The organism is Faecalibacillus intestinalis, from assembly GCF_015097455.1.
In the GTDB taxonomy this organism is placed as follows: Bacteria; Bacillota_I; Bacilli_A; order Erysipelotrichales; family Coprobacillaceae; genus Faecalibacillus; species Faecalibacillus intestinalis.
Map to the genome: position 1 here is coordinate 1,797,544 of NZ_AP024085.1, position 23,514 is coordinate 1,821,057.

Here is a 23,514-nt window from a genome sequence, read left to right on the forward strand (position 1 = left end):
ATTCCTCCTATAATTTTTCTATTTTTCCATCTAAAATATGATACTTCACTAAACCAAAACATTTTGTATCTAAAAATGGTGTGTTTTTTGCTTTTGAATAAATATTATCTCTCGTAATCGTATATTCTTCATTTAAATCAATGATAGCAATATTAGCTTTTTTACCAACAGCCATATCATGATCCAATCCAATTACTTGACTTGGATTGACTGTCATACATTTTAAAACAGTTTCTAAATCTAACAAATTCTTCTTAACTAAATATGTATAAACAAGACTAAAAGCATGTTGATTGCCTATAATACCAAATGGTGCTTGATCAATTGGTTTTAATTTTTCTTCATCACTATGAGGTGCATGATCTGTTGAGATACATGTCACTGTTCCATCTTTAAGTCCTTCAATTAAAGCATCTAAATCTTCTTTACTTCGAAGTGGTGGATTCATTTTATAATTTGGATTTAAGTTTTTAATATTTTCATCTGTTAAAATCAAATGATGTGGACAAGCTTCTCCTGAAACAGGAAGTCCTTGTTTTCGATATTCTCTTAATCCTGCCACAGTTTCTTTAGTAGAAATATGACAAATATGATAACGATTACCAATTTCTTTAGATAATTGTAAATCACGTAAAGCATGATTATATTCTGAAGCATTATTGATTCCTACAAGACCATTTTCTTTAGAAACACGTCCTAAGTTAATACATGCTCCTTTTTCAAGTTCTCCTTCATCTTCACAATGAGCAACAATAATACTATTGATTGCTTTTGCTTCTTTCATGGCTTTTGCCATCATTTCTTTACTTTGAACACCTTTTCCATCATCAGAAAATCCCTGTACAATATCAAAAGCATTATTTTCTTTAAAATCAACAAGCTCTTGTCCTTTTAAATCTTTCGTAATAGCACTATAAGTATATGTATGAATAGAGCTATCTTTTTGAACTCTTTGAATAAAATCTTCAATAGTTTCTTTATCATCCATACATGGATTTGTATTAGCCATCGCTACAATATGCGTATATCCTCCATATTTAGCAGATAAAGTTTCTGTTTTAATAGTTCCTTTATGTTCAAATCCTGGTTCACGTAAATGAACATGAAGATCAACAAAACCTGGTGTTACTAAAAGATCTGTACAATCAATTATATTTTCACCATCTAAATCATGACCTATTTGACTAATTGTTTCACCATCAATTTCTACATCTAATTTTTGAATTTTATTTTGGTAAAAAACATTTCCATTTTTTAATACAGTTTTCATAGTTTCTCCCTTTTTCGATTAAAAACATCTTTATTTTTATCATATAAAGTATACTAAATGATACTTATTTTTTCAATGAAAAAACGGCATAAAAAAACAGCCAAGAAGGCTGTATTTTTATTATCTTTTTTTATTATTTTTTCTTGCTGCTTCAGATTTTAATTTTCTTTTTAATCCTGGTTTAACATAGAATTCTCTTTTACGAGCTTCAGCAAGGGTACCTGTTCTAGATACTTGTCTTTTAAAACGACGTAAAGCGTCATCTAAAGATTCGTTTTCTCTTACTACAGTTTTTGCCATGATGATTCCCCCCTTTGACTCTTAATTTACAAAAGTATTATATAGAGAATCTTTCCTAATTGCAAGAAAATATTGTTATTTTTAAGCATAAATATTAATTTTTTGCGTATAATATCCTTTTTTGCCCTATTTATGCAAAAAATCACTAGAATTCGGTAGTTTTATCAACTTCTTTTTAATATAACTACAAGATGGAATTATTTTCAAAGAATTGTCTTTTACATAGCCCATCAAAGCATCAAAAAGCTTTCCTGCCATTCCTTGACCTTGATATTTTTCATGAACAACTGTTGAAATAACATCAATCACATTTTCTTCTTTTCTAACATATTTAATATAACCGACTTCTTCATCCTGATCTTTTAAAACAATAAGACCTTCTTTATATTCTATTTTCATATATGTTCTCCTTTTTATTTCTTTAATAATTTATACACTTTACATGTTTTATCCTTCTTATTTTTTAAAACAAATCTAACATATTATCTAAATAAATAGCTTCTCTTACATGTATTTGATATTCAGGTTTTACCATATAATAAAGTAAAAATTCTAGCACTAAAGCACTCCCTAAACTTCTACCTTCTATTTTAAATTGAGAAAAGCCTTTTGGTAGATAATTATTTTGAATATCTTCAACACTGATAAAACTCGAATTTTGCATAGCTTTAGAAAAACGATACCCTTCATGAGAATTCATAGCTTTGCATACATGATCTAAACAATCTTCTCCTAGATTTTGACGGCTAACCGTTTCATAACATTTCTTTCGTTCAAGGCAGCCTATAAAACAACACTCATTACATAAAAATTCAACTTTATCCTTATCTTTTTGTAAAAGACTTTCTAATTGTTGAGCTTTATTTAAACGAAAATCAGGAACAACATATAAAAAGTCATCTCTCTTTAATTCATCTACTAATTGTTCAAATTTTGTAAGAACTTTCGTTGTTGAAGAAACAAAATAAAAACGTGGAAATTGTTTTTTTAAATATTCTAGTAACAAATCAGAATGAATGATAATCCCACTTTGAACCTCACTTTTTTCAAATAAAGCACAAAGATCATTACATCTTTTATCTTGAAGATGTTTTTCTTGAAGTAATGAATTACTGAAAGTAAGTCGCGAAGAAATATGATATTGATTCATAAGTGAAAGAACTTCATAAGGATTTTGATTTCCTTCACCAAGACGTCCTCCACCCCATAAACAATCTTCAGGACTTCCATAAATAGAACCTATTTCACACCAATCATAAAAATATTCACGATGATGATAGAATAATGGTAAAAAGACTTTATATAATTCATAAAATTCAAATAATCCTGGTAAATGAAAATACGCTTTTTCCTTTTTTGACAATTCTATCACCTCTTCTTTAAATGTTATCTAAAAATTTATGAGCCCCTTGCAAAAATAATTCATATCTTTTTTGTGTTACCTCATTATCTTCTTCATCCCAGACTTCAAAGATATATTCTTTATTATTTTGAATTATAGAGCATAATTGTTTTGCCGTATAATATTCATCATTTAAGTTATATAATTTTATAATTCTTTTATCTAAAGTTTTATTATAAACATCTTTACTTGTATATCCTTGTATATGTGTTAATGGATCTATACATTGTTCATGATATTTTTTACAAGGTTTACAAATGTCATCTCCATCAATTGTTAATTTTAAATCAACAGATGGATTATCAATAATTTCATTAGCAACCTTATAAAAATCATGTCCCATTTTTTCATCAGGAACAAATCTATCTATCCCAGATCCGTATAATTTAATAATATCAATAAAATGATGTGGTTTAATTAAAATTGAGTTCATTAGTTAATCTTCCTTTCATTAATTCTTCTAATATTTTTTATAGCAATTAATTCACTTGTTTTTGGAAACAACATTACTCAAAATAGTTCCTACAATTAGTGTGATAACACCTAAAATTATTGTATCATTCATACTAATAATAGAATAAGCTCCTAACATTAAAATGATAGCAGTTATATCAAGTGTCATTGCCAACACCCTGCATAATCTCAACTTATTTATTTTTTCTTTATCAACTTGGCTCAAATCATTATATCCAGCAATCATATTTGAACCTTTTCCAAAATATAGAGGAATAGAAATAACTATTAATAAAATCGCACATAATAATAACGGTATTTGCATATCAATAATTTCCTCCATTCCTTTTATTCTACATTAAAAGTTAATTATTATTTAATAATTCTTCTAATACTTTTCTTACATTATGAGCAGCATCTTCTTGTATTTCGATAATTCTTGCCCCTCTAGCTTTCGCAACTTCTCTTAAATCAACAGATATTCCTGTATGAAATGAACATCCTACTACCAAAAAGATATCTCCTGGTTGTAATTTATAAACCATTTCATAAGCCTTTTGATAATTTGGTGCTGGATCACCATAAAGTACCGGTTTATTATATAAAGAATACGCAATATCCATTTCATCATCTTCTGGTAAACCACCATGTAATTCTAAAGCATCACTTCCAGCTAATTTATGCAGTCCATCAATATTCATGGTAATAATTGGTATATGATATTGAGCTAATGCATAATGTCCATCATTTGGTTTGGCTCCATTCATATTAGCTTTAAGTTGTTTGATTACCTCATTATATTCTTCATGATGACTGTTGGCATAACTTCTAAATAGTTTCTCTCTTACATCTGGTCTTTCCATAAATGTTGGTATATTACTTTGTTTTGATATTCCAGCTCCTGTAAATGCAATTATTTTCATTTGAATCATCTCCCTAACTTAACAAAATTATATCATATATTTATAGTTGTAATGTTTGAAAATATTTAAAGTTATACTTTTCTACATCTATCTATTCATTTTTTTATTTGTTAAAATAATTAAAAGGAGGTTTTCTTTATGAATATTCTTATTTTTGAAAATAATGATGATGATTTCAATCATCTAACTTCTTGTATAAAAAACTATTTTACAAAAGAGAATATTGATTATCATATTCATAGATGTAATAACAAAGAAGAGTTATTAAAAACAATTCAACAATATAATCTACTCTTTTTAGATATAGAATTAGATGAAGATAATGGTATTGATTTAGGAATGGAATTAAAGAAAAGCAATCATGATTGTCTCATCATGATTACAACAAACTACGCTAAATACGCTATTGATGGTTATAAAATTAATGCTGATCGATATTTTATCAAACCTATCAATCAACAAGAATTTAATATTGAAATAGATTTTGTCATAAACAAATACAATAAAGATAATATTTACTTTTTTGATAAAAATATATGTAATTACAAAATCTATGTTAAAGATATTATTTATATTGAATTCATTAATAGAAAATCAGTAATTCATCAAATAAATGGTAAAAAAATAGATACTAATTGTACATTAAAATATTGGTATGAAAAACTTAATTCTCTTGCTTTTGCTTATTCCTATAAGGCATTTTTAGTTAATTTAGAATATGTTGTAGCGTTATACAAAAACGATTTAAAAATGATCAATGATGATATAGTTCCACTATCGAGACATTATAAAAAAGAATTTGAAACAAAATATCTAGATTTTTTACAAGATACATTATGATAATTTTTAATATTCTTTCTTTTTTAATACTAATAACTTTAACAAATTCTTTTTTTAATGCGAGGTATAGCAAAAATAAAACTTTGACATTTTCAATCTTAGTAGTCATTTTACTAATTTTTATTACTTATAATCTTAATTATTTTTTTATTTTGATACTATATGTGCTCTCTATTTTTATTTTATATAAAGGCCAATGTATTCAAAAATTAATTATAATTATTCCCTATTATATCATTCAAATATTATTAGAAATTCTTATAACCTATTGTTTTACTTTGTATCATTCAACAGTTACAACACTTGATATTATTGAAATTATCTTATTTGTTTTATTTATTGCTTTGTTCATTCATTCTTATATTTTTATTATAAAACACATAAAACAAATCTATTTGTCAAAATATACCTATTTCATTTTTATTTTTCCTTTAATTACGATTTATTTATCTACTGATATTAATTATAAATTTATAGGCTCTATAACATTTGATGAAATCATTTATTTTATTTCCTTAACATTATTAAACTTATTATTTTTTGTAATGTCTTTACTTCTTATTAACTATCTCTATGCATTACAAAAAGAAAAAATAATGAATTCAAATTACCAATTACTAGAACAACATTATAAATATAATTTTAATTTTTTACATGACTTGCTTCATACCTGTAATGCACTTAATACTCAACTTAACAATGACAACTATTTAGAAGCAAAAGAAACTTTAGAGCATCTAACTCATAAAACTTTCAAAGAATTCAATGCTATTTATAGTAATTCTATCGTTTTAAATTATGTCATCAACAATCATCTTCATACACTTATCGAAAATAATATAGATATTAAAACAAATGTTGAAACAAATTTTGATATATTAGACTTACAAGTACAATTTGAACTCTTTGAATACTTATTAGATTTATCAATTAAAAATTGTATAAACAACCAAACACAAAATAAATACATTCTTGTTAACGCTAAACAAAATCAAGAATATTCTTTATTGAAGGTTGTATTTCCTTGTTCAAAACTTGATGAAGAAAGCATTCAAAATGTTTTAAATCATATTTTAAAAAGAACTTCCTTTTCATTAAAAATAAAAAGTATAAATTCAAAATATACTAGTATCTTTCTTGCATTGAAAAAGTAGTCAATCAAATTTGACTACTTTTTACTTACATACTTTTTCTGATTATATTTTATCATTACTAATGATAAAATATGTGTCAGCATTAAAACAATACCTATATTTAGTATTGGAAATTGGTTAACTCCCTTAAAAATCAATGAAACAATAAAAATAATCATAGGATGAAACAAATAATAATATTTAGAATACTGATTCCATTTTATTTTTAAATTTATATGATTTGTTATATAAATTGTAGAAATAAACAAATAATAAGTAACTGGTATACACGAAAGCAATATATTACTATCTAATCTATGAAAATCATGTAAGATAATAGCTTCAAAGGCCAAGAAAAAACAAGATATAACTAATTTAACAAAACAATTCTTTGTATACGTTTTCTCTTTTGAACCCATTTTGTATCCTAGTACAACATAAAACAATCCAAAAAATAAAAAGTTACGTGTTGTAAAAAAGATATTATAATAATATGTAACGAGTTCTTTAATCGATAGTGGCAACACACCATAATACGTCTCCGTCGCTCCAAACAACAATAAAAAGAAAGAAATGATGAATAAATAATTTAATTTATATTTTTCTTTCCATTTTTTTAGTACAAATAAAGATAACATCACGGCTGGAAAATACCATAAATGATAATATATACCACTATAACATAACGTAATAATCAATAGAATCGGCAATAATACAATCACTAACAAAATAAGTAATAGTATAGGAACATTTATTTTTACTAGATATTCATTAATTGTTGGTAAATATTGAATAGCTGTCATTAAAATAACAGGTAAATAGATCAAGCTCCATGTTAAATAAAGCGGTATTGTACGTTTGATGTAAGTATCAATATAATGACTTTTCTCTTTTTCCTTTTTTGCCACAAAATAACCTGTGATAATAAAAAACATAGGAACACAGATCCTTGATACAATATTATTAAAAGTCAAGTCTAATTCATTGGAATAATGAAGAAATGGTCTTAAATGTAAAATAATGACCAAAATAGATAATATGTATTTTAAAATATTCAAATTTTGATAATAGACTTTTTGTTGTTGATAATTATGATCTATGTTTTCTTGAATGGAAATAGTAATAAAACTAAAAAAAGCAATCGTGCTTGCCATTACAAATGGATTGGCTAGTTCATTTTCATACTGTAATACATTAATGATTCTTAAAAAGAAAATCAATAGAGTCATAATGAATATAATAAATAATTTGTTTTTCAATTTCATAATTTATCCTCTTAACCCTCATTATATAAGGGATCTTTTATGTGTACAATACAAAAGCATCTAGCGTTGTTTTATAACTCTAGATGTTTGTAGACTATTTTAAATACTCATTGAGTTTTTTTCTATTAATACCATGAATAGAAAAAATAACAGAGATAAAAGTCATTAAAATAACATATAAATAAATATAGAAAATAACATTTCCATTAAACATCAATGATAAAAAATTGAATGTTGAAATATATTTCAAATAAGCCATTCTTATCATCCATAAACAAAGATATCCAATAATAAAAGAAATTGTTGAAATCAATAAATGTTCTAATAGAATAATAACTATCACATCTTTTTTGCTTCTACCTAAAGCATATAAAATAGCAAGTTCTTTATTACGCTTTCTAATATATCCCTTATTTAAAAACAAAATAATAATACCTAATATACCTACAACTAGAATCATAATTCCAACATTAATTAAGACAGTTTGGATATATGAATCTCTAAACTCACCGTTTTTGAATTCATATTGTGACATTAAACGAAGATGCGGAAACAATTTATTTAATTGCTTTGTTACATTCTTTATATCCTTTGTTTCTTTACAAACAATCACCATGTCATCAAGTCCTGTTCCTACTGCTTCTAAATAAGAATTATAATCTTTAAAAACTGTTTTATTAATATCATGTGTTCTATTTTCTTGGTTAAAATCATTTACTTGGTTATTGTAGCTTTCTTGTGTTTGAAAAAGTTCTAGGAAATCATAATTTTGATAACTTGTATAAATATATTCTGTTAATCCAAGATTATTTTCATAATTCGTTTTATAAATACCTGACACTTTGTACTTTTGATTTTCTTGATTTCTTTTTTCGTTAATAATTGGTAATTCAATTAATTGACCAACAAGTGTATTTATCTTTTCATTTTTCAGATAATTATAAGCAAGAAAATCAGGAACTAGAATTTCATTTTTTATTGGATAATTCCCATAAAGAAGTTCTACACGCTTTGGATTATAATGTTTGATATAAGGATAAGGAACCGTCAATGTTTTAAATTCCATTTGAATTTTATCTGGAAAATGCATATAGCTTTTGGTTTTTTTAATTTTATTTGAAAATGAATTCTTATCTAAAATAAGATTAAGTCCGTTTCCTTTACTATCGTTACTTGTTTCGACATTACCGTTATATAATTTAGCCTCTTTAACTCCTGAAATATTTTTTACATCTTCTAAATCTTTGTTTGAAAAACTAATTCTTTTACCATCATTTGAAATAATAACATAATTATTTTTTGAACATTCATTTAAGTATTTTTTTGTGTAATGCGTTGTTGATACATAAATTGTTTTATTATCAATCCCTGAATAAAATTCATAAAGATCATTAATAGAAATACTGTAAAGAAATAAAAAAATGGTAATAAATAACATAAAAATAATAGAAACTGGAATATAATTAACAACTAGATCCTTTATGTTTCTTTGAATAGATTTAAATACATATCGCCAATTGCTTTTCTTTTTAGAATAAATATCCATTTTATCTTCTAATAAACTATCATTAGATTGAGTTATTTTCTTTTTCAAATGAATATTATGATTTTCTAAAATATAAATATTATCACAATAATCAATAATACGATGATCATGCGTTACAATAAAAATCATCATACGTTCATTTTTTAATGACTGTATACACTCCATAATCATATTTGCATGTACATCATCCAAATTTCCAGTTGGTTCATCTAATAATAATACTTTAGGATTGCCTATAATTGCTCTTGCAAGTGCAAGTCGTTGTTTTTCACCACCACTTATATTTTTTACTTTTGTATTTTCTAATTTTAAAATATCTAGTTTTTTTAATGCACTTCTTGCTACATCCTCTTTACAATTAAGAGTAAGTAATAAATTTTCTAATACTGTAAAATTATCAATTAATTTAAAATCTTGAAAAACAATATGAATATCCTCTTTTCTTATTTTATCCCATTGATTATTATTAAAAGATTTAACATCTTTATTTTCAATTTTATATGTTCCTTCATAATCTGTATCTAAACCAAAAAGAATATTAAACAATGTAGATTTACCACTTCCACTTTTTCCTATAATTCCATTAATTTCATTAGTATTATTAAATTGAATATTCATATTTTCAAAGATAACTTTTTCACCATATCTTTTTGTAATATTATTCAAGTTCAACATAAATAAAACCTCCTTTAATAATGTAATTTCATTATATAAAAGAGGTTTTTTAGAGTAAATTCAACTTGTTCAACAGGTATGATTTAATGATCAAGAGGTTACTTCATTGAATGACTTCATAAAAAAAAGTATATTTTTTGATTTTAAATAATCATGAATTCTTATTAGTCCCACAAGGAAAAATATAAATAATATCTATCCTTTTTAGTAAACGTAAATTTACAATTCAATTAATTTTTCTTCAACAAAATAATAAATATTTTCTTTTTTATAACCATATTTAGAATTTAAAACACTTATATGTGGTTCAAACGTAAAATAATTTACATCTATTAATTTTGTTTTATTTCCCTTTTCAATATAAACTCTATCTTCACTTCAATTTACAATAGAATGTCCTAAATTTCCTAAAAAATCTAAATTTATAAACCCATATTCCTTTATCAAGTGATTCATATGAAAATAAAGATCTTCAAAGGTTGTTTCAACAGTAACATATTTCAATAATTCTTGATGAAGTCTATCTTCCATTTGTAATCCTTTTTTCCATTCTTCATTTTCAATATTTCATACACAATCAACAACTATCCCATTTTCAATAATAATTGTTCTTGCATAGTCTCCCCAAACATTATTATTTTGAGGTGATAAATCAATCGTAATAATATCATTATTTTGTATAGTTTTATTTGCAGTTACATAATGTTTACCTGATATTGAAACATTTGTTTCATCTCCTAAAAAAATAAATGCTCCTACATCCCAATACAAAAAAGAATCTGCGCCCAACTCAAGCATTTTCTTCTCTAAATCATTTCTCAAATCAATAAGGGACATACCAGGTTTAATAATTTCTTTTGCATATTGTATTGTCATTTTTGCTATTTCTTGTACATCTTTATTTTTCATATATCTCAAATTCCCTTCGTGTTAAATATTTTTTATAGTTTCATACAATTCCTTCGTTTTTTCTTCATTTTCATAATTAATCAAACAATTGTCATCTTTAGTTTCAAAATAAATATATGAATGAATATTTGGATTTATATAAATAAAACATGTTCCAAATTGTGTATCAAAATAACCTGCATAGCACTTATCTTCTTTATAACCTACTTGTTTATTTCCAATTTCAACATTATCCAATAATTTAATATTTCGTATTTTATCTATTTTAATTGTTGGTTCACTACAATTAGGTACAGATGTAATGATTTCATTATCTTTAATTTTAATAGCTGGTTTTTGATTAGAATCTTTTATTAAAGACGTAACGATCAAAATAGGAATCAAAATAACTAAAATAATAATAAAATAATATCTTTTTTTCATTTTTCTACCTTTCCTCTATATGCTTTCTTATAATACATGTATTTACCACTTAATTGTAAATACTCTATCTGCTTCCTATTTCTAATTATATAAACTATAGTAGCAAGATCATTAATTGCTCCTAAAATTATAATACTTGAAACTAATCCTATCATTTTTAAAATCAATGGATTTGATAGTTTTACAAATATTACAAAAATCGATAATGGCAATGTAATAAGTAAATTAGGTAACAATAAAGTATAAAGATACTCTTTTACATTCTTTATTTCTGTGCAATGTGTTATCATTCCAAACCCCTGAAACCAAATATAAATATCTTCTTTTTTAGAAAAAGTTATTGCATGAAAGTATTCATGGACAATCATTAATAAAATTACAATAATAAAACCCAATATATCTATTAAAAATACATTTAAAATTTTTCCATTATATTTAGAAATTAATAATTTTAAGCTTTTTGTTAAAGGATATAAAATAATCAAAAAAACAAATAGATAGTCAATCCATCCAATAGCCATTTTCTCCAATCGTGATTCATCAACGCTTTTTAACTGATTATTATTTTTTAAATAACCTCTAAACTTTATTGTCATAGATAACACCTCCAGCATTATTATTTCTTAACAATCCAATCACTTTCTACATTTTCTCTTATTGCATAATAACCTCGTGGCATGTCTTTTAATAAGCAAATAGAATAATCAATGTTATAAACTTCAAATAAAGAAACAATACTTGCATCTTCTATATTATGATTGCTTCCACATAAAAATTGCCACATACCGTCATCTTCATCATGACTTACATATAAAATAGGATGTCCTTCTAAAATATGACAACATACAATGCATGCTGTATTTTGTTGATCATCAAAAGGAAATGATAGTGTTTGTTTTTTCTTCGTAAAAAATCCCATAAATATGCCTCCTTAATCAAAATATGTTTTCCATTTTTCTCCTGCCTTATAAGCATCAAAACACATTTGAATTTGTTCTTCATTATTCTTTTTTGTAGCAAGTAATGAAAGTTTGTCTTTTGTAAAATAATCAAAACCTATTGTTTCACTATTTTCTTTAAAAACACCACCTTCTACTTCACAAAGCATAAATATTTTACATACTTTATAAGCATAGATTGGTTGATTATGTTTTTCTCTATCTTGAATTGCAATGACATTTTTAACAACAACATCAAGTTCGGCTTCTTCTTTTACTTCCTTTATCGTATTTTCCATAACTGAGACATTGACATCACACCAACCACCAGGTAATGACCATGTTCCATTTTTCTCTTGTACAAGTAAGATTTTATCTTCTTTAAAAATAGCAGCACGTGTATCAATTTTGGGTGTTTGATACCCTACTTCATTACAAAAAAGCCCTTCTACTTGTTCTACTGGTTTATTTGAAATATCTGCCATCATAGCGGAAAGTTGGCGAATACGTTCATAGCGTTCTTGATCATAAACATCTTTTCCATAAGTAAGTCCGGCTTGTGCTAAACTTTGTAATTCAATAATATAATCAATCGATTTTTTATTTTTATCCATACACATTTCCTCTAATCTTTATTGATTTTATTATATCATATTTTTCTCATTGCATTTTTATTGAAAACAGATTTATAATAAAACTTACCCATAAGGAGGAAAATCATATGAAAGAATTTCGAAACAAACTTATTGTCCATGGTTTAATGAAAATCAATGATAAATACCTTGTCATTAAAAGAAGTATTATCAAAAGAGGTAAACCAAATGTATATCCTGAATATTGGGATATTCCTGGAGGCTCCGTAGAAGACTTTGAAACACCTGTAGAAGCTTTAATTAGAGAAGCTAAAGAAGAAGTTAATTTAGATGTTGAAGTAAAACAAATCATTCATGAAGATAGTAATTTTGACAAAGGTAAAAATACGATGTTTACCCGTCTTGTTTATATTTGTACTTTAAAAAATACAAATGATTATGTAATTCAATTAGATCCTGAAGAACATAGTGAATACCGTCTTATTTCTTCTCTAGATGAAATGTTTGATGAAAAAGTTGTCCCATTTTTAATTGATATCTTATCTAATAAAAATCTCTAATAGAAAATAACTCTATTAGAGACTTTTTTATTATTCTTCATTGATTTGTTTTAATTTTTCATAAGCTTCTAATAACCAAGTATGAGGCATAAGAAGTTGATATGTTTCAAATTGATAACTTATAAACCAATAATATCCTTTATCTAAAGAAATATTGATTGCATTTTTTAATTGATGATAATAAGGAGGTATTCCCCCTTGATCCTAAGCGAGTTTATCCGCCAAGAAAATAATTTTATCATAATCATTCATTTCTTTTTTCAAAGTTGTATGACATTCAATTGCTGATAAAATATCTTCATCTTCAATATGAAAATAGCCATATGCAATTTCTTTAGAAATTCTTTGATGCAATAAGAAATGATATTTTTCTTCACTTGGATCTATTTGATACCCTAATTCTTTAGCGTATTTATACATATCATCTGGTGAAAGGATTGCACTGATATCATGCAACAAAGCAGCTATCATACATTTTTCAATATCTAGATGATATTGAATTGCAAGCTTTTTTGCTTCTTTGGCTACATTTTCTACATGATTCCATGTTTTTTCTTTATGATATTTTAAATAAAGATTTTTGATTTTATCGTATAATTCAATATTCATTTTATTTCCACATCACATTCATATACAACTCATTTTGTTTTTCCCACTCAGCTTCATTATGATGACCTCCAGGAATAATATTGATATAGCTTGTTGCACCTTGAGATACAATATAATCATTAAATTCTTGAATGTTTTTAATAAAGCGTTGTGGTCTTTTAAATTCTTCCGTTCCTAAAGACATATAAATACGTGTATCAGGATTTAAATTTTGAGGAAGATCTCTTTCTAAACGTTTTTTACATAAGCCAAAGGCTGGTGACAAACAAGCGGCTTTAGAAATATATTGGTTGTATTTGATAACTCCATAAAATGCCATTAATCCACCCATAGAACTTCCTGCAATGGCTGTACATTCTCTAAAAGGATATGTTCTATATTTTTGATCAATCATTGGCTTTAATTCATAAACAAGCCAATCTAATGTTTGAATACCTTTTCCTTGAACACGTCCAAAATAACGACTATTTAAGTTATAAGGACAATACTCACTTAATCTTTCATTTCCTTCATGATTACATTCAATCCCTACAATAATCAATTTCTTATCATAATGATCTAAAAAATCAGCTAAACCCCATGATTTACCATAAGTAGCGTCACTATTCAAAAACAAATTATGTCCATCAAACATATAAACAACTGGATATCTTTCATCACTTTGATAATAATCATTAGGTAAATAAATATGCAATGTTCTTTGACAGTTAAATGGTCTTAAATAAACATCATATTTCTCTAACATTGAAAATACCTCTTTTATAATGAAATAACTTCATCAAGATCACATTGATCTATTTGATTTTTACCACCAATAATACATATTCCACCTTTTTCTAAAGTTTCATCGATTTCTTTCGCAATTTCTAACAATTCATCCTTATCTACATTTAAAATAGCTTCTAATTGTTCTTGTCTTGCTTTTTCATCCTTTTGATTAAAATAATACAAATCACCATACTTACCAATATTATAAGGCATCATAAGTGGCATTAATCCTGATAGCGCGCCAATAATAAATCCTGTTAAATCATGATTTTCCTTTAAATAATCTTTTAAAAATGTTCCACATTTTTCATATTTCTTTAAAGATTCTTTTCCATTTGGATCACGATAAGAATAACAACATGTAAATCCTGAAGCACGCGATACTAAACCTGTCCCATAAGCCCCACCTTGTACTCTTACTACATTCCATAAATACGCTAAAGAAATAATGTTTGAAGCAAGTGGTGTTATTTTAGAAGTCTCTAATAGATAACCTCCTTTAGAGGCATAAGCAATATCTGAAGGAATAATAATTCCTTCTTTTTTAATAGAAAAAGGTTTGATGATTGCTTTTTCTAAAGCATCAGAGACTTTTAATGTTTCTTTTAAATAAAGAACTTGTTTTTCTAAGTTTGTATCATCATTTCCAGTAAAAGATAAAGTTAAACGATTATAGAAACAAACATTTTGATAAACACTTTCTAATTTTTGTTTTAAAGCAACAAAATCAAAATGATCATCTAATTCTTTTAACCATTTATAATAAGCAATTCCACTACTATATTCATCAATAACACCCGAAGAACTTACCATCGCTAAAACTCTTTTCATAGATAAACTATGTCCCGACATAGTAATCGCTTGTTTTAATGAAATAATACGTTGTTTTAAAATATCACGAATCATTTTTTCTTGATCAAAAACAGATTCTTGTAAGATTTCAACAAGAAGTTGTAAAGCTTCTTGTTCATTTTCTTCTAAAGTAGAAAATGTTGCTTTGAAGTAAACTTGATTTTCTTTATTAGTTTTTTCATATGTATTAATAGAATAATTCATTGTTCCACAAAGAAGACGAATCTTTGTAGAAAGATCTTTAGCACTATGTTTTATTGTAGAGACATTTCCTAATAAGGAACAAATAAAAGATAAGGTACTGATTTGATTTAAATCTAAATGATCTATATTAAAATAAAGAGCATAATAATAAATACCATTGGTTTCTGTTGGATGTTTTAAAACTTTGCATCCTTCTAAATCTATCAACTTTGAAGGAATCTTTTGTACTTTTGCTTCAATATCTTCAAGATTTAATTTTGGTAAAGTATTTAAGTTTTCTAAAGTGTCTGGTGCTTGTTGGAAAGCATCTAATTGTTTTTGTTCTATTTGTAATTGTTGTTTTTGAACATCTGTCATAGAATTTAAAACATTTGTTAATGTCTTTTCTTCTTTTTCACGACGAATCTTTCCTAACTCTTTCGAAGGTTTTAAAACAATTTCACAACTATGATTATTTTCTAAAAGAACTTCTTTGATAAGATTTTCAAAATACCCTTCATTTACTTTCTTTTTCAAATCATCAAAGATCTTTCCATATTCTAAATGGGCTTCTGGTTTTCCTCCATAAAGCCAGCTTTCTAACACTTGAAATCCGAAAATAATTCCTTGAGGATAACCACCAAAATTTCTTTCTTTTAAATTTAATTCTAAATAAGCAAGTGTTGCATCAAGTTGTTGACGATCAATACCTTTCTTAATCAATGTTTGAAGCGTATCAAAAACAATTTCTTTAACTTGATCTAAGTTTTCTTCTTTTATATGCTCAACTTCTAATTGACACCAATTTTGTAATTCACCATCATTAATTGCTAGATAAACATTTTCAGCAAGTCCTTTTTCTAAAAGCACTTTATTTAAAACTGCCTGGTTATCACCACATAAAACATCACTTAATACTTGCATCGCAATAACTTTTTCATAGTCTTGATAACTTCCAATCACATTTCCCCATGCCATGCGATATTTATTTTCAGCGTTTTCTTCTTCCCCTATTTCATAATCTACCACTTGTCTAGAAACTTGAACAGGTTGTTGATAAATTGGTCCTTCTATTGGTAAATTAGCTTCCATTGATGAAAGATATTCTTGATTTAAAAGTTCTAAAACGTCATCAAGTGGGACATCTCCATCTAAAAAGACAAAGGCATTCGAAGGATGATAATATTTTTGATAAGTTTGGATAAATTGTTCATAGGTTAAATCGGGAATAGCTTCAGGATCACCTCCTGAAACATATTGATAACAGTTGTCTTTAAATAAAGCTCGATTCAACGCATTCATCATAATTTCACGAGGACTTGAAAAAGCCCCTTTCATTTCATTTAAAACAACCCCTTTATAAGTTGGTTTTTCTGTAGCTTCAATATGCCAGCCTTCTTGTAAAAAGATTTCTTTTTTATTTAAAATCAAAGGATTAAAAACTGCATCTAAATAAACTTTTGTTAGATTCATAAAATCTTGATTATTTCTAGATGAAATAGGATAAAAGGTTTTATCTTCAAAGGTCAAGGCATTTAAAAAAGTGCTCATTGAACTTTTCATTAATTCTACAAAAGGTTCTTTAACAGGGTATTTTTTAGAACCACATAAGACCGTATGTTCTAAAATATGAAAAACCCCACTATCATCACTTGGTAAGGTTTTAAACGCAATACCAAATGTTTTATTTTCTTCATCACGTTTTAACCAAGCAAGTTTTAAATGGGTTTTTATATGTTCCATTTCATACATTGTTGCATTAAGTTCACTGACTTCTGCCCTTTTTTTAACGACAAAGCCATATTTTGATTCATTTATTTTCATTGTACTACCTCATTTCTTTACATCTTATTTTACCTTTGAATAGACATTTTGTAAACGAAGACAATATTTTAGTAAACATTGATTTCAAATTTACTAAATGATAAAATAACTATAGATTGGAGGTTTTTATGGCAACAATAAAAGATATTGCTGAATTAGCGAAAGTATCAAGCGCCAGTGTTTCACGTATTTTAAATAATGATCCTACTTTGTCTGTTCCTAAAGAAACAAGACAACGTGTTCTTGATGCAGCTAATCAGCTTGGTTATAAAAAGAAAAATAAAAAAGTCTATGATACAGTGATGACATTAGGAATCATTCAATGGATATCTCCTATTGAAGAATCCAATGACCCTTATTATTTAAGTATTCGTCAAGGAGTAGAAGAATATTGTTTTAAAAACAAGATTGCTATCAAACGTGTTTTTAAGACAGATATTGATTATTTAAATCAATTAGAAGATATTCAAGGTTTAGTTTGTATTGGAAAATATAGTCAAGAAGATATTGAAACATATAAAAAGATATGTTCAAATGTTATTTTTTTAGATATGAATATTGATCCTATTCATGAATGTTGCATTTTACTTGATTTTAAAAATGCAGTTAAAGATGTGGTTTCTTATTTAAGTCAAAAACATACTTCAATTGCCTATTTAGGTGGTAAAGAAATAATTCATGATAAGCTCTATCATGATCAAAGAAAAGAATATTTTGAACACTATTGTAAAGAATACAACATTGATTATTTCATAAGCGAAGAAGCGTTTTCAATTGAATCTGGTTTTAATATGACTTATGAACTTATTAAAAACAAGAAACTTCCTTCCGCTATTTTTGCAGCAAGCGATCCTATCGCTATTGGCGCCATGCGTGCTTTAAAACAATATGACATCAAAATACCTGAAGATATATCAATCATTGGTTTTGATAATATTGAAACAACCAATTATACCGATCCACCGCTTACAACAGTCTTTGCGCCAACATTTGATATGGGCTTTATGGCTGCTAGACAACTTTTTGATGCTTTTAAACATAATGAAAATATTTCACCAATCAAAATTCTTTTACCTTGTTTTTTAATCGAAAGAAATTCGTGTATTTAAAAATCTCTAGATTTTTCTCTAGAGATTTTTTATAACTTCAAATTTATAAGATGTTTTTTCATCATAAGTGTCGCCTGCTTTTAAAATCGTACTTGGGTTTTCTTCTAGATGAATCGCATCCGGCATATTTTGTGTTTCAATACAAATGGCATCACGGGCATTGTAATGTTGTCCATATTTACCAAGACGACCATCTAAATAATTCGCTGTATAGATTTGTGCTTGTGGTAAAGTCGTTGAAACGGTTAATTTTCTTCCTGTTTTTTCATGAACCAATTCAACTTGGTTTTCTTTTGTATTAAAGATCATTGGATGATCAAATCCTTTACCAAGTTGTAATTGTTCATCATCATTATCGACACGATCTCCAATATAGGCAAATTCATTGAAATCAAAAGATGTTCCTTTGACATCTTTTATTTCACCTGTAGGAAGTCCATCAGGATCAATGCAAGCAAAACGATCAGCATGAACTTTTAATAAATGTTGATATACATTTTCTTTTTTGCCAGATAAGTTAAAATACGAATGATTCGTAATATTAATAAGCGTATCTTTCGAAGTAGTTGCATGATAATGCATGGTAAGTGTATCGCCTTCAAGTGAGTAGATTGCTTTAAAATCTAACTCACCAGGATATCCTTCTTCCCCATCTTTAGAAACATAATGGAATTCAACACTTGTTTCATCAAGCACTTGATAATCAAATACTTGATAAGAAAAGCCTTTGATTCCTCCATGTAAGGAGTTAGGTCCATTATTAATTGGTAAATGATAAGTTTGACCGTTTAATTCAAAAGTTCCTTTTTTAATACGATTAGCTACTCTTCCAACAAGCGCCCCAATATAGGCATCTAATGTTTGATAAGATTTAAAATCATCATATCCTAAAACCACATCATCAACATTTCCTGCTTGATCTTTCATCAACACTTTAACAAGCGTACATCCATAATTAGAAACAACAACTTCTAATTCATCATTTTTTATTGTAATTAAATCAATATTATTTTCTACTTTCTCAATTTTAATCATCTTAAAGTACCTTCATTCCACCAAATTTTCTTACTTTTAAAACATGACAAGAACCTTCACCAAAATACTTTTCAATTTCTTCTTTATAATGATCAACGTATTCATCTTCTACAAAGGCTTGGATTGTTCCCGCAAATCCTCCCCCATGAACACGACATACACCATGGTTTTCTAAAATACCTTCTGATAAAGCAAGGGCTAAAGAAACAGCTTGATTATCTGGATATTTATTTGAATAAACGTTTTGTAAGTATTTATATGAAGAATCTCCTGAATTTTTAATAACTTGTCTAAACGTATCAAAATCATTATTTTTTAAAGAAGATACTGCTTTTTCCACACGTTTATTTTCATTAAATAAATGAATTGCTCTTAAAATCGCACGATCTCCCACTTCTTTTCTTACTTCTACTAATTGATTATAAAAATCTTTTTCATCTACTTCTCTTAAAACTTCTTTGCCAAAGAATTGAGCTACTTTTTTCATTTCATAAGGAACAGCTGCATAATCATCTGTTAAATCTGCATGAGATGCATGGACATCTACGATACATAAACTATGTTTAAATGAAGAAAACTCAACATCTACTTTTTCGACAACAGGTTTACTATTATCCTTAAAATCAATATGAATCAAACTTCCTACTGAACAAGCACTTTGATCCATTAAACCACATGGTTTTCCAAAATATACATTTTCACTATATTGTCCCACTTGTCCAATCACGACAGGATCGACTTTCATTTCATTATAAAGACCTGAAAGAATAGTTCCAATCATGACTTCAAAGGCTGCTGATGAAGATAACCCTGAACCTTGTAAAACATCACTTGTCATATAGCCGTTAAATCCACCAATTTTGTAACCTAATTCTTTAAAACGAGCAAGAACGCCTCTCATTAGTCCTTCAGATGTTCCTACTTCGTTTTCATTTTTCGATAAATCATCTAAAGAAATAGGTTTTAAATCATAATCATCTGATAAAACTTTCACCACATCATTTTTAGAAACAACCGCAATAATGTCTAAATTGATAGCTGCCGCTAAAACTTCACCATTTTGATGATCCGTATGATTTCCGCTCACTTCACTTCTTCCTGGTGTACTATAGATTTCAATTTCTTGATCTCCATAAAGTGAAATAAATTTTTCAATAGCTTCTACATATCTTTGAGGTTGTTTTTCAATACGATTTTCATCAATATAGACTACTTTTAAAATATCATTATAACTTCCTTCTTGAATTTCTTTAATCACTAAACTTGCTTTTTTCATTATTTTTCTCCTACCATTTCTACAAATTTAATAAAAGCTTCTTTTCCTTCTTCATTCATTTTAAAGACACCTGCATCTTCTAATACATTAACGAATTTATGTGTTAATTCTTCTTTAAGTAATTGATCCACTGTATCTTCATTAAAATCATGACTCTTTAATTCATTATACCACGCTACATGTTTTTGCATATTTGAAATTTCTAAAATATTCTTATTTCCTAATAAACATTCTTTTAAAATTTCTAATTCATCTTTTAATCTTGCTGGTAAAACCGCAAGTCCCATGACTTCAATTAAACCAATATTTTCTTTTTTAATATGATGTAAATTTTGATGAGGATGGAAAATACCATCAGGATATTTTTCACTTGTTCGATTGTTTCTTAAAACAAGATCCATTTCATACAATCCATTTTTCTTTCTTACAATTGGAGTAATGGTATTATGTCTTGTTTCATGGCTATAAGCGATAATATCCAATTTTTCATGAGAATAATTGATCCATTTATTTAAAGTATCTAAGGCAAATCGAATCATTTGTTCATCATTTGTTGAACGTACACGAATGGTTGATAAAGGCCAATTTAAAACACTGATTTGTAAATCAGGATATTTATCTAAAGAAATATCTTTAACAACTGTTGCTTCTTCTATTGGGAAGTTATAATGTCCTCCTTGATAGTGGTCATGTGTTAAAATAGATCCTCCTACAATTGGTAAATCTGCATTTGAACCTAACATATAATGTGGAAATTGTTTAACAAATGAAAATAATGATCTAAACGTATTTTCATTAATGACCATTGGTTGATGGTTTTCATTAAAAATAATGCAATGTTCATTATAATAAACATAAGGTGAATATTGCATGTAATAGCGATGTCCATTTAACGTTAACGGAATAATACGATGATTTTGTCTTGCGGGATGATTAAAATTTCCTGCAAAGCCCACATTTTCTTTACATAAAAGACATTTTGGATAACCACTAGCTTTGATTGTCTTTGCCTTCATAATTTCTTTTGGATCTTTTTCTGGTTTAGATAAATTAATGGTAATTTCAATATCACCATATTTATAAAATTGTTTGAAACGAATATTTTTATCTGTTCTTGTTTTTCGAATATAATTCGATGCAATAGATAAATCATAGAAATACTTTGTTGCTTTTTTAGAATCTTCTTTATAATACTCTTTAAATGTTTGAATCACTTCACTTGGATGAGGCATTAAACAATTCATAATGCGTGTATCAAAAAGATCTCGTTCTGTAATATTATTTTCAATGAGGCCTTCTTGACAAGCATAATCTAACATTTCTTCTAAAATATCTGTCGCCACTTCTAATTTTTCATTAATTTCTTCTTTAGTAAAATGATCTAAATGAAATAAATCTAATAATAAGTTCACTGCATAAATTTCATCATCTTCACTAATTAAATGATGTTGTAAACCAAAATGAATAAGTCGATTAATTTGATGATTCATTTTATTCTTTCCTCCGCTTTCTTTCTATACTTATTGTATCATTTTAGTAAATAATGTCAAATAATTTTACTAATTTTAGTAAATGTTTTACTAATTTATTGACTATGTTTTACTAAAAGTATAGAATAAAGTCATCAAGGAGGACTAAAAATGAGTGTTTTAGTATTAGGAGGAGCTGGTTATATAGGCTCTCATACAGTTTATGCATTAATCGAAAAAGGAGAAGATGTTGTTATCGTTGATAATCTGCAAACAGGTTTTAAACAATTGATTCATCCTAAAGCAAAATTTTATCAAGGAGATCTACGTGATAAGGAATTTTTAAATAATGTCTTTGAAAAAGAAGACATTAAAGGTGTTATTCATTTTGCAGCAAATTCTTTAGTTGGAGTAAGCATGAAAGAACCACTTGAATATTACAACAACAATGTTTATGGCATGATTTGTTTATTAGAAGTTATGAAAGAACATGGTGTTAAATATATTGTTTTTTCATCTACTGCGGCCACTTATGGTGAACCTAAACAGATTCCAATCACAGAAAGTGATAAAACAAATCCTACAAATACCTACGGGGAAACAAAATTAGCAATGGAAAAGATGATGAAGTGGTGCGATCAAGCTTATGGCATGAAATATGTTGCTTTACGTTATTTTAACGCTTGTGGTGCTCATGAAAATTGTTTAATTGGTGAATTACATAACCCTGAAACCCATTTAATCCCATTAATTTTACAAGTGCCATTAAAAAAACGTGAAACAATTTATGTTTTTGGAAATGATTATGATACAAAAGATGGAACATGTATTCGTGATTATATTCATGTAAATGACCTAGCAGATGCACATATTAGAGCTTTAAATTATTTATATCAAGGAAATCCAAGTCAAACATTTAATTTAGGAAATGGTGAAGGCTATTCTGTTTTAGAAATTATCAACACTGCCAAAGAAGTGACTCAACTTCCAATCCATGTCACAATGGCACCTCGTCGAGCTGGTGATCCCGCTAAATTAGTTGCTGATAATTCTAAGGCTAAAGAAATTTTAGGTTGGCATCCTCAATACACTGATATTAAACAAATTATTCAAACAGCATGGAATTTCCATTTAAAAAACAGTAAATAAAATGAACTAT

26 protein-coding genes are annotated in these 23,514 nt (G+C 26.8%); 5 read left to right on the top strand and 21 right to left on the bottom strand.

The window, feature by feature from the left end:
- Positions 1–7 precede the first annotated feature (7 nt).
- From Fi14EGH31_RS09735 to Fi14EGH31_RS09765, 7 genes are all read right to left on the bottom strand, one after another.
- Positions 8–1,270 (bottom strand): dihydroorotase, encoded by a 1,263-nt coding sequence (locus Fi14EGH31_RS09735; RefSeq protein ID WP_032090439.1) that lies wholly within the window; start codon positions 1,268–1,270, stop codon positions 8–10.
- 120 nt (positions 1,271–1,390) lie between these two features.
- Positions 1,391–1,570 (bottom strand): 30S ribosomal protein S21, encoded by a 180-nt coding sequence (rpsU, locus tag Fi14EGH31_RS09740; RefSeq protein WP_022002829.1) that lies wholly within the window; start codon positions 1,568–1,570, stop codon positions 1,391–1,393.
- 126 nt (positions 1,571–1,696) lie between these two features.
- A complete protein-coding gene (locus Fi14EGH31_RS09745) occupies positions 1,697–1,969 on the bottom strand; it encodes a GNAT family N-acetyltransferase (protein ID WP_200764753.1) in 273 nt (90 codons plus the stop codon).
- A gap of 64 nt (positions 1,970–2,033) precedes the next feature.
- Complete coding sequence (locus Fi14EGH31_RS09750) at positions 2,034–2,933, bottom strand: hypothetical protein (RefSeq protein ID WP_199589563.1); 900 nt, start codon at positions 2,931–2,933, stop codon at positions 2,034–2,036.
- 16 nt (positions 2,934–2,949) lie between these two features.
- Positions 2,950–3,405: a hypothetical protein gene (locus Fi14EGH31_RS09755; RefSeq protein ID WP_107028958.1), complete on the bottom strand. Its 456-nt coding sequence runs from the start codon at positions 3,403–3,405 to the stop codon at positions 2,950–2,952.
- Positions 3,406–3,456: 51 nt separating this feature from the next.
- On the bottom strand, positions 3,457–3,750 hold the full coding sequence (locus Fi14EGH31_RS09760) for a DUF3784 domain-containing protein (RefSeq protein ID WP_200764754.1): 294 nt from the start codon (positions 3,748–3,750) through the stop codon (positions 3,457–3,459).
- A 40-nt stretch (positions 3,751–3,790) separates the two neighbouring features.
- Positions 3,791–4,348 (bottom strand): Sir2 family NAD-dependent protein deacetylase, encoded by a 558-nt coding sequence (locus tag Fi14EGH31_RS09765; protein ID WP_139939661.1) that lies wholly within the window; start codon positions 4,346–4,348, stop codon positions 3,791–3,793.
- Between the two features lie 138 nt (positions 4,349–4,486).
- On the opposite strand from Fi14EGH31_RS09765, the gene Fi14EGH31_RS09770 reads away from it, so the two are divergent.
- Together Fi14EGH31_RS09770 and Fi14EGH31_RS09775 are read left to right on the top strand one after the other, a co-directional pair.
- Complete coding sequence (locus Fi14EGH31_RS09770; protein ID WP_200764755.1) at positions 4,487–5,188, top strand: LytR/AlgR family response regulator transcription factor; 702 nt, start codon at positions 4,487–4,489, stop codon at positions 5,186–5,188.
- 164 nt (positions 5,189–5,352) lie between these two features.
- Positions 5,353–6,342: a hypothetical protein gene (locus Fi14EGH31_RS09775; protein ID WP_200764756.1), complete on the top strand. Its 990-nt coding sequence runs from the start codon at positions 5,353–5,355 to the stop codon at positions 6,340–6,342.
- Between the two features lie 14 nt (positions 6,343–6,356).
- On the opposite strand, the gene Fi14EGH31_RS09780 is transcribed toward Fi14EGH31_RS09775, so the two are convergent.
- The 8 genes from Fi14EGH31_RS09780 to Fi14EGH31_RS09810 all read right to left on the bottom strand — a co-directional run bounded on the left by Fi14EGH31_RS09780 (position 6,357) and on the right by Fi14EGH31_RS09810 (position 12,691).
- Positions 6,357–7,586: an acyltransferase family protein gene (locus Fi14EGH31_RS09780; RefSeq protein ID WP_117825150.1), complete on the bottom strand. Its 1,230-nt coding sequence runs from the start codon at positions 7,584–7,586 to the stop codon at positions 6,357–6,359.
- 94 nt (positions 7,587–7,680) lie between these two features.
- On the bottom strand, positions 7,681–9,807 hold the full coding sequence (locus Fi14EGH31_RS09785) for an ABC transporter ATP-binding protein/permease (RefSeq protein WP_117825152.1): 2,127 nt from the start codon (positions 9,805–9,807) through the stop codon (positions 7,681–7,683).
- Between the two features lie 378 nt (positions 9,808–10,185).
- Positions 10,186–10,338, bottom strand: a complete 153-nt coding sequence (locus tag Fi14EGH31_RS15380; protein WP_234697774.1) for a hypothetical protein — start codon at positions 10,336–10,338, stop codon at positions 10,186–10,188.
- 36 nt (positions 10,339–10,374) lie between these two features.
- A complete protein-coding gene (locus tag Fi14EGH31_RS15385) occupies positions 10,375–10,716 on the bottom strand; it encodes a M24 family metallopeptidase (RefSeq protein WP_234697775.1) in 342 nt (113 codons plus the stop codon).
- A 21-nt stretch (positions 10,717–10,737) separates the two neighbouring features.
- The gene (locus Fi14EGH31_RS09795) at positions 10,738–11,139 is read right to left on the bottom strand and encodes a PH domain-containing protein (RefSeq protein WP_117480266.1); all 402 of its coding nucleotides are present in this window, start codon (positions 11,137–11,139) and stop codon (positions 10,738–10,740) included.
- Positions 11,136–11,735 carry a metalloprotease family protein gene (locus Fi14EGH31_RS09800; protein WP_158546464.1) on the bottom strand — a complete coding sequence of 200 codons (600 nt, stop codon included), beginning with the start codon at positions 11,733–11,735 and terminating at the stop codon, positions 11,136–11,138. The genes Fi14EGH31_RS09795 and Fi14EGH31_RS09800 overlap by 4 nt, the downstream gene beginning before the upstream one ends.
- A gap of 20 nt (positions 11,736–11,755) precedes the next feature.
- Complete coding sequence (locus Fi14EGH31_RS09805; protein WP_106986921.1) at positions 11,756–12,058, bottom strand: hypothetical protein; 303 nt, start codon at positions 12,056–12,058, stop codon at positions 11,756–11,758.
- A gap of 12 nt (positions 12,059–12,070) precedes the next feature.
- Entirely contained in the window at positions 12,071–12,691 is a 621-nt protein-coding gene (locus tag Fi14EGH31_RS09810; protein ID WP_200764757.1) for an NUDIX hydrolase N-terminal domain-containing protein, read from the bottom strand.
- 107 nt (positions 12,692–12,798) lie between these two features.
- Here Fi14EGH31_RS09810 and Fi14EGH31_RS09815 point away from each other — a divergent pair, with 107 nt between their 5' ends.
- Positions 12,799–13,230: an NUDIX hydrolase gene (locus Fi14EGH31_RS09815; RefSeq protein WP_117825156.1), complete on the top strand. Its 432-nt coding sequence runs from the start codon at positions 12,799–12,801 to the stop codon at positions 13,228–13,230.
- Between the two features lie 204 nt (positions 13,231–13,434).
- Here the strand turns inward: Fi14EGH31_RS09815 and yqeK are convergent, their stop codons facing one another.
- The 3 genes from yqeK to Fi14EGH31_RS09830 are packed head-to-tail and all read right to left on the bottom strand — an operon-like array spanning position 13,435 to position 17,466.
- On the bottom strand, positions 13,435–13,839 hold the full coding sequence (gene yqeK, locus Fi14EGH31_RS09820; protein ID WP_234697776.1) for a bis(5'-nucleosyl)-tetraphosphatase (symmetrical) YqeK: 405 nt from the start codon (positions 13,837–13,839) through the stop codon (positions 13,435–13,437).
- Between the two features lies 1 nt (position 13,840).
- The gene (locus Fi14EGH31_RS09825; protein WP_117825158.1) at positions 13,841–14,584 is read right to left on the bottom strand and encodes an alpha/beta hydrolase; all 744 of its coding nucleotides are present in this window, start codon (positions 14,582–14,584) and stop codon (positions 13,841–13,843) included.
- 14 nt (positions 14,585–14,598) lie between these two features.
- Entirely contained in the window at positions 14,599–17,466 is a 2,868-nt protein-coding gene (locus tag Fi14EGH31_RS09830; protein ID WP_200764758.1) for an insulinase family protein, read from the bottom strand.
- A gap of 128 nt (positions 17,467–17,594) precedes the next feature.
- Here Fi14EGH31_RS09830 and Fi14EGH31_RS09835 point away from each other — a divergent pair, with 128 nt between their 5' ends.
- Entirely contained in the window at positions 17,595–18,575 is a 981-nt protein-coding gene (locus tag Fi14EGH31_RS09835; protein WP_200764759.1) for a LacI family DNA-binding transcriptional regulator, read from the top strand.
- An 18-nt stretch (positions 18,576–18,593) separates the two neighbouring features.
- Here the strand turns inward: Fi14EGH31_RS09835 and Fi14EGH31_RS09840 are convergent, their stop codons facing one another.
- Genes Fi14EGH31_RS09840 through Fi14EGH31_RS09850 form a run of 3 tightly spaced genes read right to left on the bottom strand, consistent with a single transcriptional unit; the run spans position 18,594 to position 22,376 of the window.
- Positions 18,594–19,610 (bottom strand): aldose epimerase family protein, encoded by a 1,017-nt coding sequence (locus Fi14EGH31_RS09840; protein ID WP_022002845.1) that lies wholly within the window; start codon positions 19,608–19,610, stop codon positions 18,594–18,596.
- 1 nt (position 19,611) lies between these two features.
- A complete protein-coding gene (locus tag Fi14EGH31_RS09845; RefSeq protein WP_022002846.1) occupies positions 19,612–20,886 on the bottom strand; it encodes a galactokinase in 1,275 nt (424 codons plus the stop codon).
- Positions 20,886–22,376 carry a UDP-glucose--hexose-1-phosphate uridylyltransferase gene (locus Fi14EGH31_RS09850; protein WP_200764760.1) on the bottom strand — a complete coding sequence of 497 codons (1,491 nt, stop codon included), beginning with the start codon at positions 22,374–22,376 and terminating at the stop codon, positions 20,886–20,888. The genes Fi14EGH31_RS09845 and Fi14EGH31_RS09850 overlap by 1 nt, the downstream gene beginning before the upstream one ends.
- 150 nt (positions 22,377–22,526) lie before the next feature.
- Between Fi14EGH31_RS09850 and galE the strand changes: the two genes are divergently transcribed.
- Positions 22,527–23,504, top strand: a complete 978-nt coding sequence (galE, locus tag Fi14EGH31_RS09855) for a UDP-glucose 4-epimerase GalE (RefSeq protein WP_200764761.1) — start codon at positions 22,527–22,529, stop codon at positions 23,502–23,504.
- Positions 23,505–23,514: the final 10 nt, after the last annotated feature.

Coding starts and splice junctions, on each gene's coding strand:
- Fi14EGH31_RS09735 (WP_032090439.1), bottom strand. CDS start 1,270: ATGAAAACTGTATTAAAAAATGGAAATGTTTTTTACCAAAATAAAATT.
- rpsU (WP_022002829.1), bottom strand. CDS start 1,570: ATGGCAAAAACTGTAGTAAGAGAAAACGAATCTTTAGATGACGCTTTA.
- Fi14EGH31_RS09745 (WP_200764753.1), bottom strand. CDS start 1,969: ATGAAAATAGAATATAAAGAAGGTCTTATTGTTTTAAAAGATCAGGAT.
- Fi14EGH31_RS09755 (WP_107028958.1), bottom strand. CDS start 3,405: ATGAACTCAATTTTAATTAAACCACATCATTTTATTGATATTATTAAA.
- Fi14EGH31_RS09760 (WP_200764754.1), bottom strand. CDS start 3,750: ATGCAAATACCGTTATTATTATGTGCGATTTTATTAATAGTTATTTCT.
- Fi14EGH31_RS09765 (WP_139939661.1), bottom strand. CDS start 4,348: ATGAAAATAATTGCATTTACAGGAGCTGGAATATCAAAACAAAGTAAT.
- Fi14EGH31_RS09770 (WP_200764755.1), top strand. CDS start 4,487: ATGAATATTCTTATTTTTGAAAATAATGATGATGATTTCAATCATCTA.
- Fi14EGH31_RS09780 (WP_117825150.1), bottom strand. CDS start 7,586: ATGAAATTGAAAAACAAATTATTTATTATATTCATTATGACTCTATTG.
- Fi14EGH31_RS09785 (WP_117825152.1), bottom strand. CDS start 9,807: ATGTTGAACTTGAATAATATTACAAAAAGATATGGTGAAAAAGTTATC.
- Fi14EGH31_RS15380 (WP_234697774.1), bottom strand. CDS start 10,338: ATGGAAGATAGACTTCATCAAGAATTATTGAAATATGTTACTGTTGAA.
- Fi14EGH31_RS15385 (WP_234697775.1), bottom strand. CDS start 10,716: ATGAAAAATAAAGATGTACAAGAAATAGCAAAAATGACAATACAATAT.
- Fi14EGH31_RS09795 (WP_117480266.1), bottom strand. CDS start 11,139: ATGAAAAAAAGATATTATTTTATTATTATTTTAGTTATTTTGATTCCT.
- Fi14EGH31_RS09800 (WP_158546464.1), bottom strand. CDS start 11,735: ATGACAATAAAGTTTAGAGGTTATTTAAAAAATAATAATCAGTTAAAA.
- Fi14EGH31_RS09805 (WP_106986921.1), bottom strand. CDS start 12,058: ATGGGATTTTTTACGAAGAAAAAACAAACACTATCATTTCCTTTTGAT.
- Fi14EGH31_RS09810 (WP_200764757.1), bottom strand. CDS start 12,691: ATGGATAAAAATAAAAAATCGATTGATTATATTATTGAATTACAAAGT.
- Fi14EGH31_RS09815 (WP_117825156.1), top strand. CDS start 12,799: ATGAAAGAATTTCGAAACAAACTTATTGTCCATGGTTTAATGAAAATC.
- yqeK (WP_234697776.1), bottom strand. CDS start 13,839: ATGAATATTGAATTATACGATAAAATCAAAAATCTTTATTTAAAATAT.
- Fi14EGH31_RS09825 (WP_117825158.1), bottom strand. CDS start 14,584: ATGTTAGAGAAATATGATGTTTATTTAAGACCATTTAACTGTCAAAGA.
- Fi14EGH31_RS09830 (WP_200764758.1), bottom strand. CDS start 17,466: ATGAAAATAAATGAATCAAAATATGGCTTTGTCGTTAAAAAAAGGGCA.
- Fi14EGH31_RS09835 (WP_200764759.1), top strand. CDS start 17,595: ATGGCAACAATAAAAGATATTGCTGAATTAGCGAAAGTATCAAGCGCC.
- Fi14EGH31_RS09840 (WP_022002845.1), bottom strand. CDS start 19,610: ATGATTAAAATTGAGAAAGTAGAAAATAATATTGATTTAATTACAATA.
- Fi14EGH31_RS09845 (WP_022002846.1), bottom strand. CDS start 20,886: ATGAAAAAAGCAAGTTTAGTGATTAAAGAAATTCAAGAAGGAAGTTAT.
- Fi14EGH31_RS09850 (WP_200764760.1), bottom strand. CDS start 22,376: ATGAATCATCAAATTAATCGACTTATTCATTTTGGTTTACAACATCAT.
- galE (WP_200764761.1), top strand. CDS start 22,527: ATGAGTGTTTTAGTATTAGGAGGAGCTGGTTATATAGGCTCTCATACA.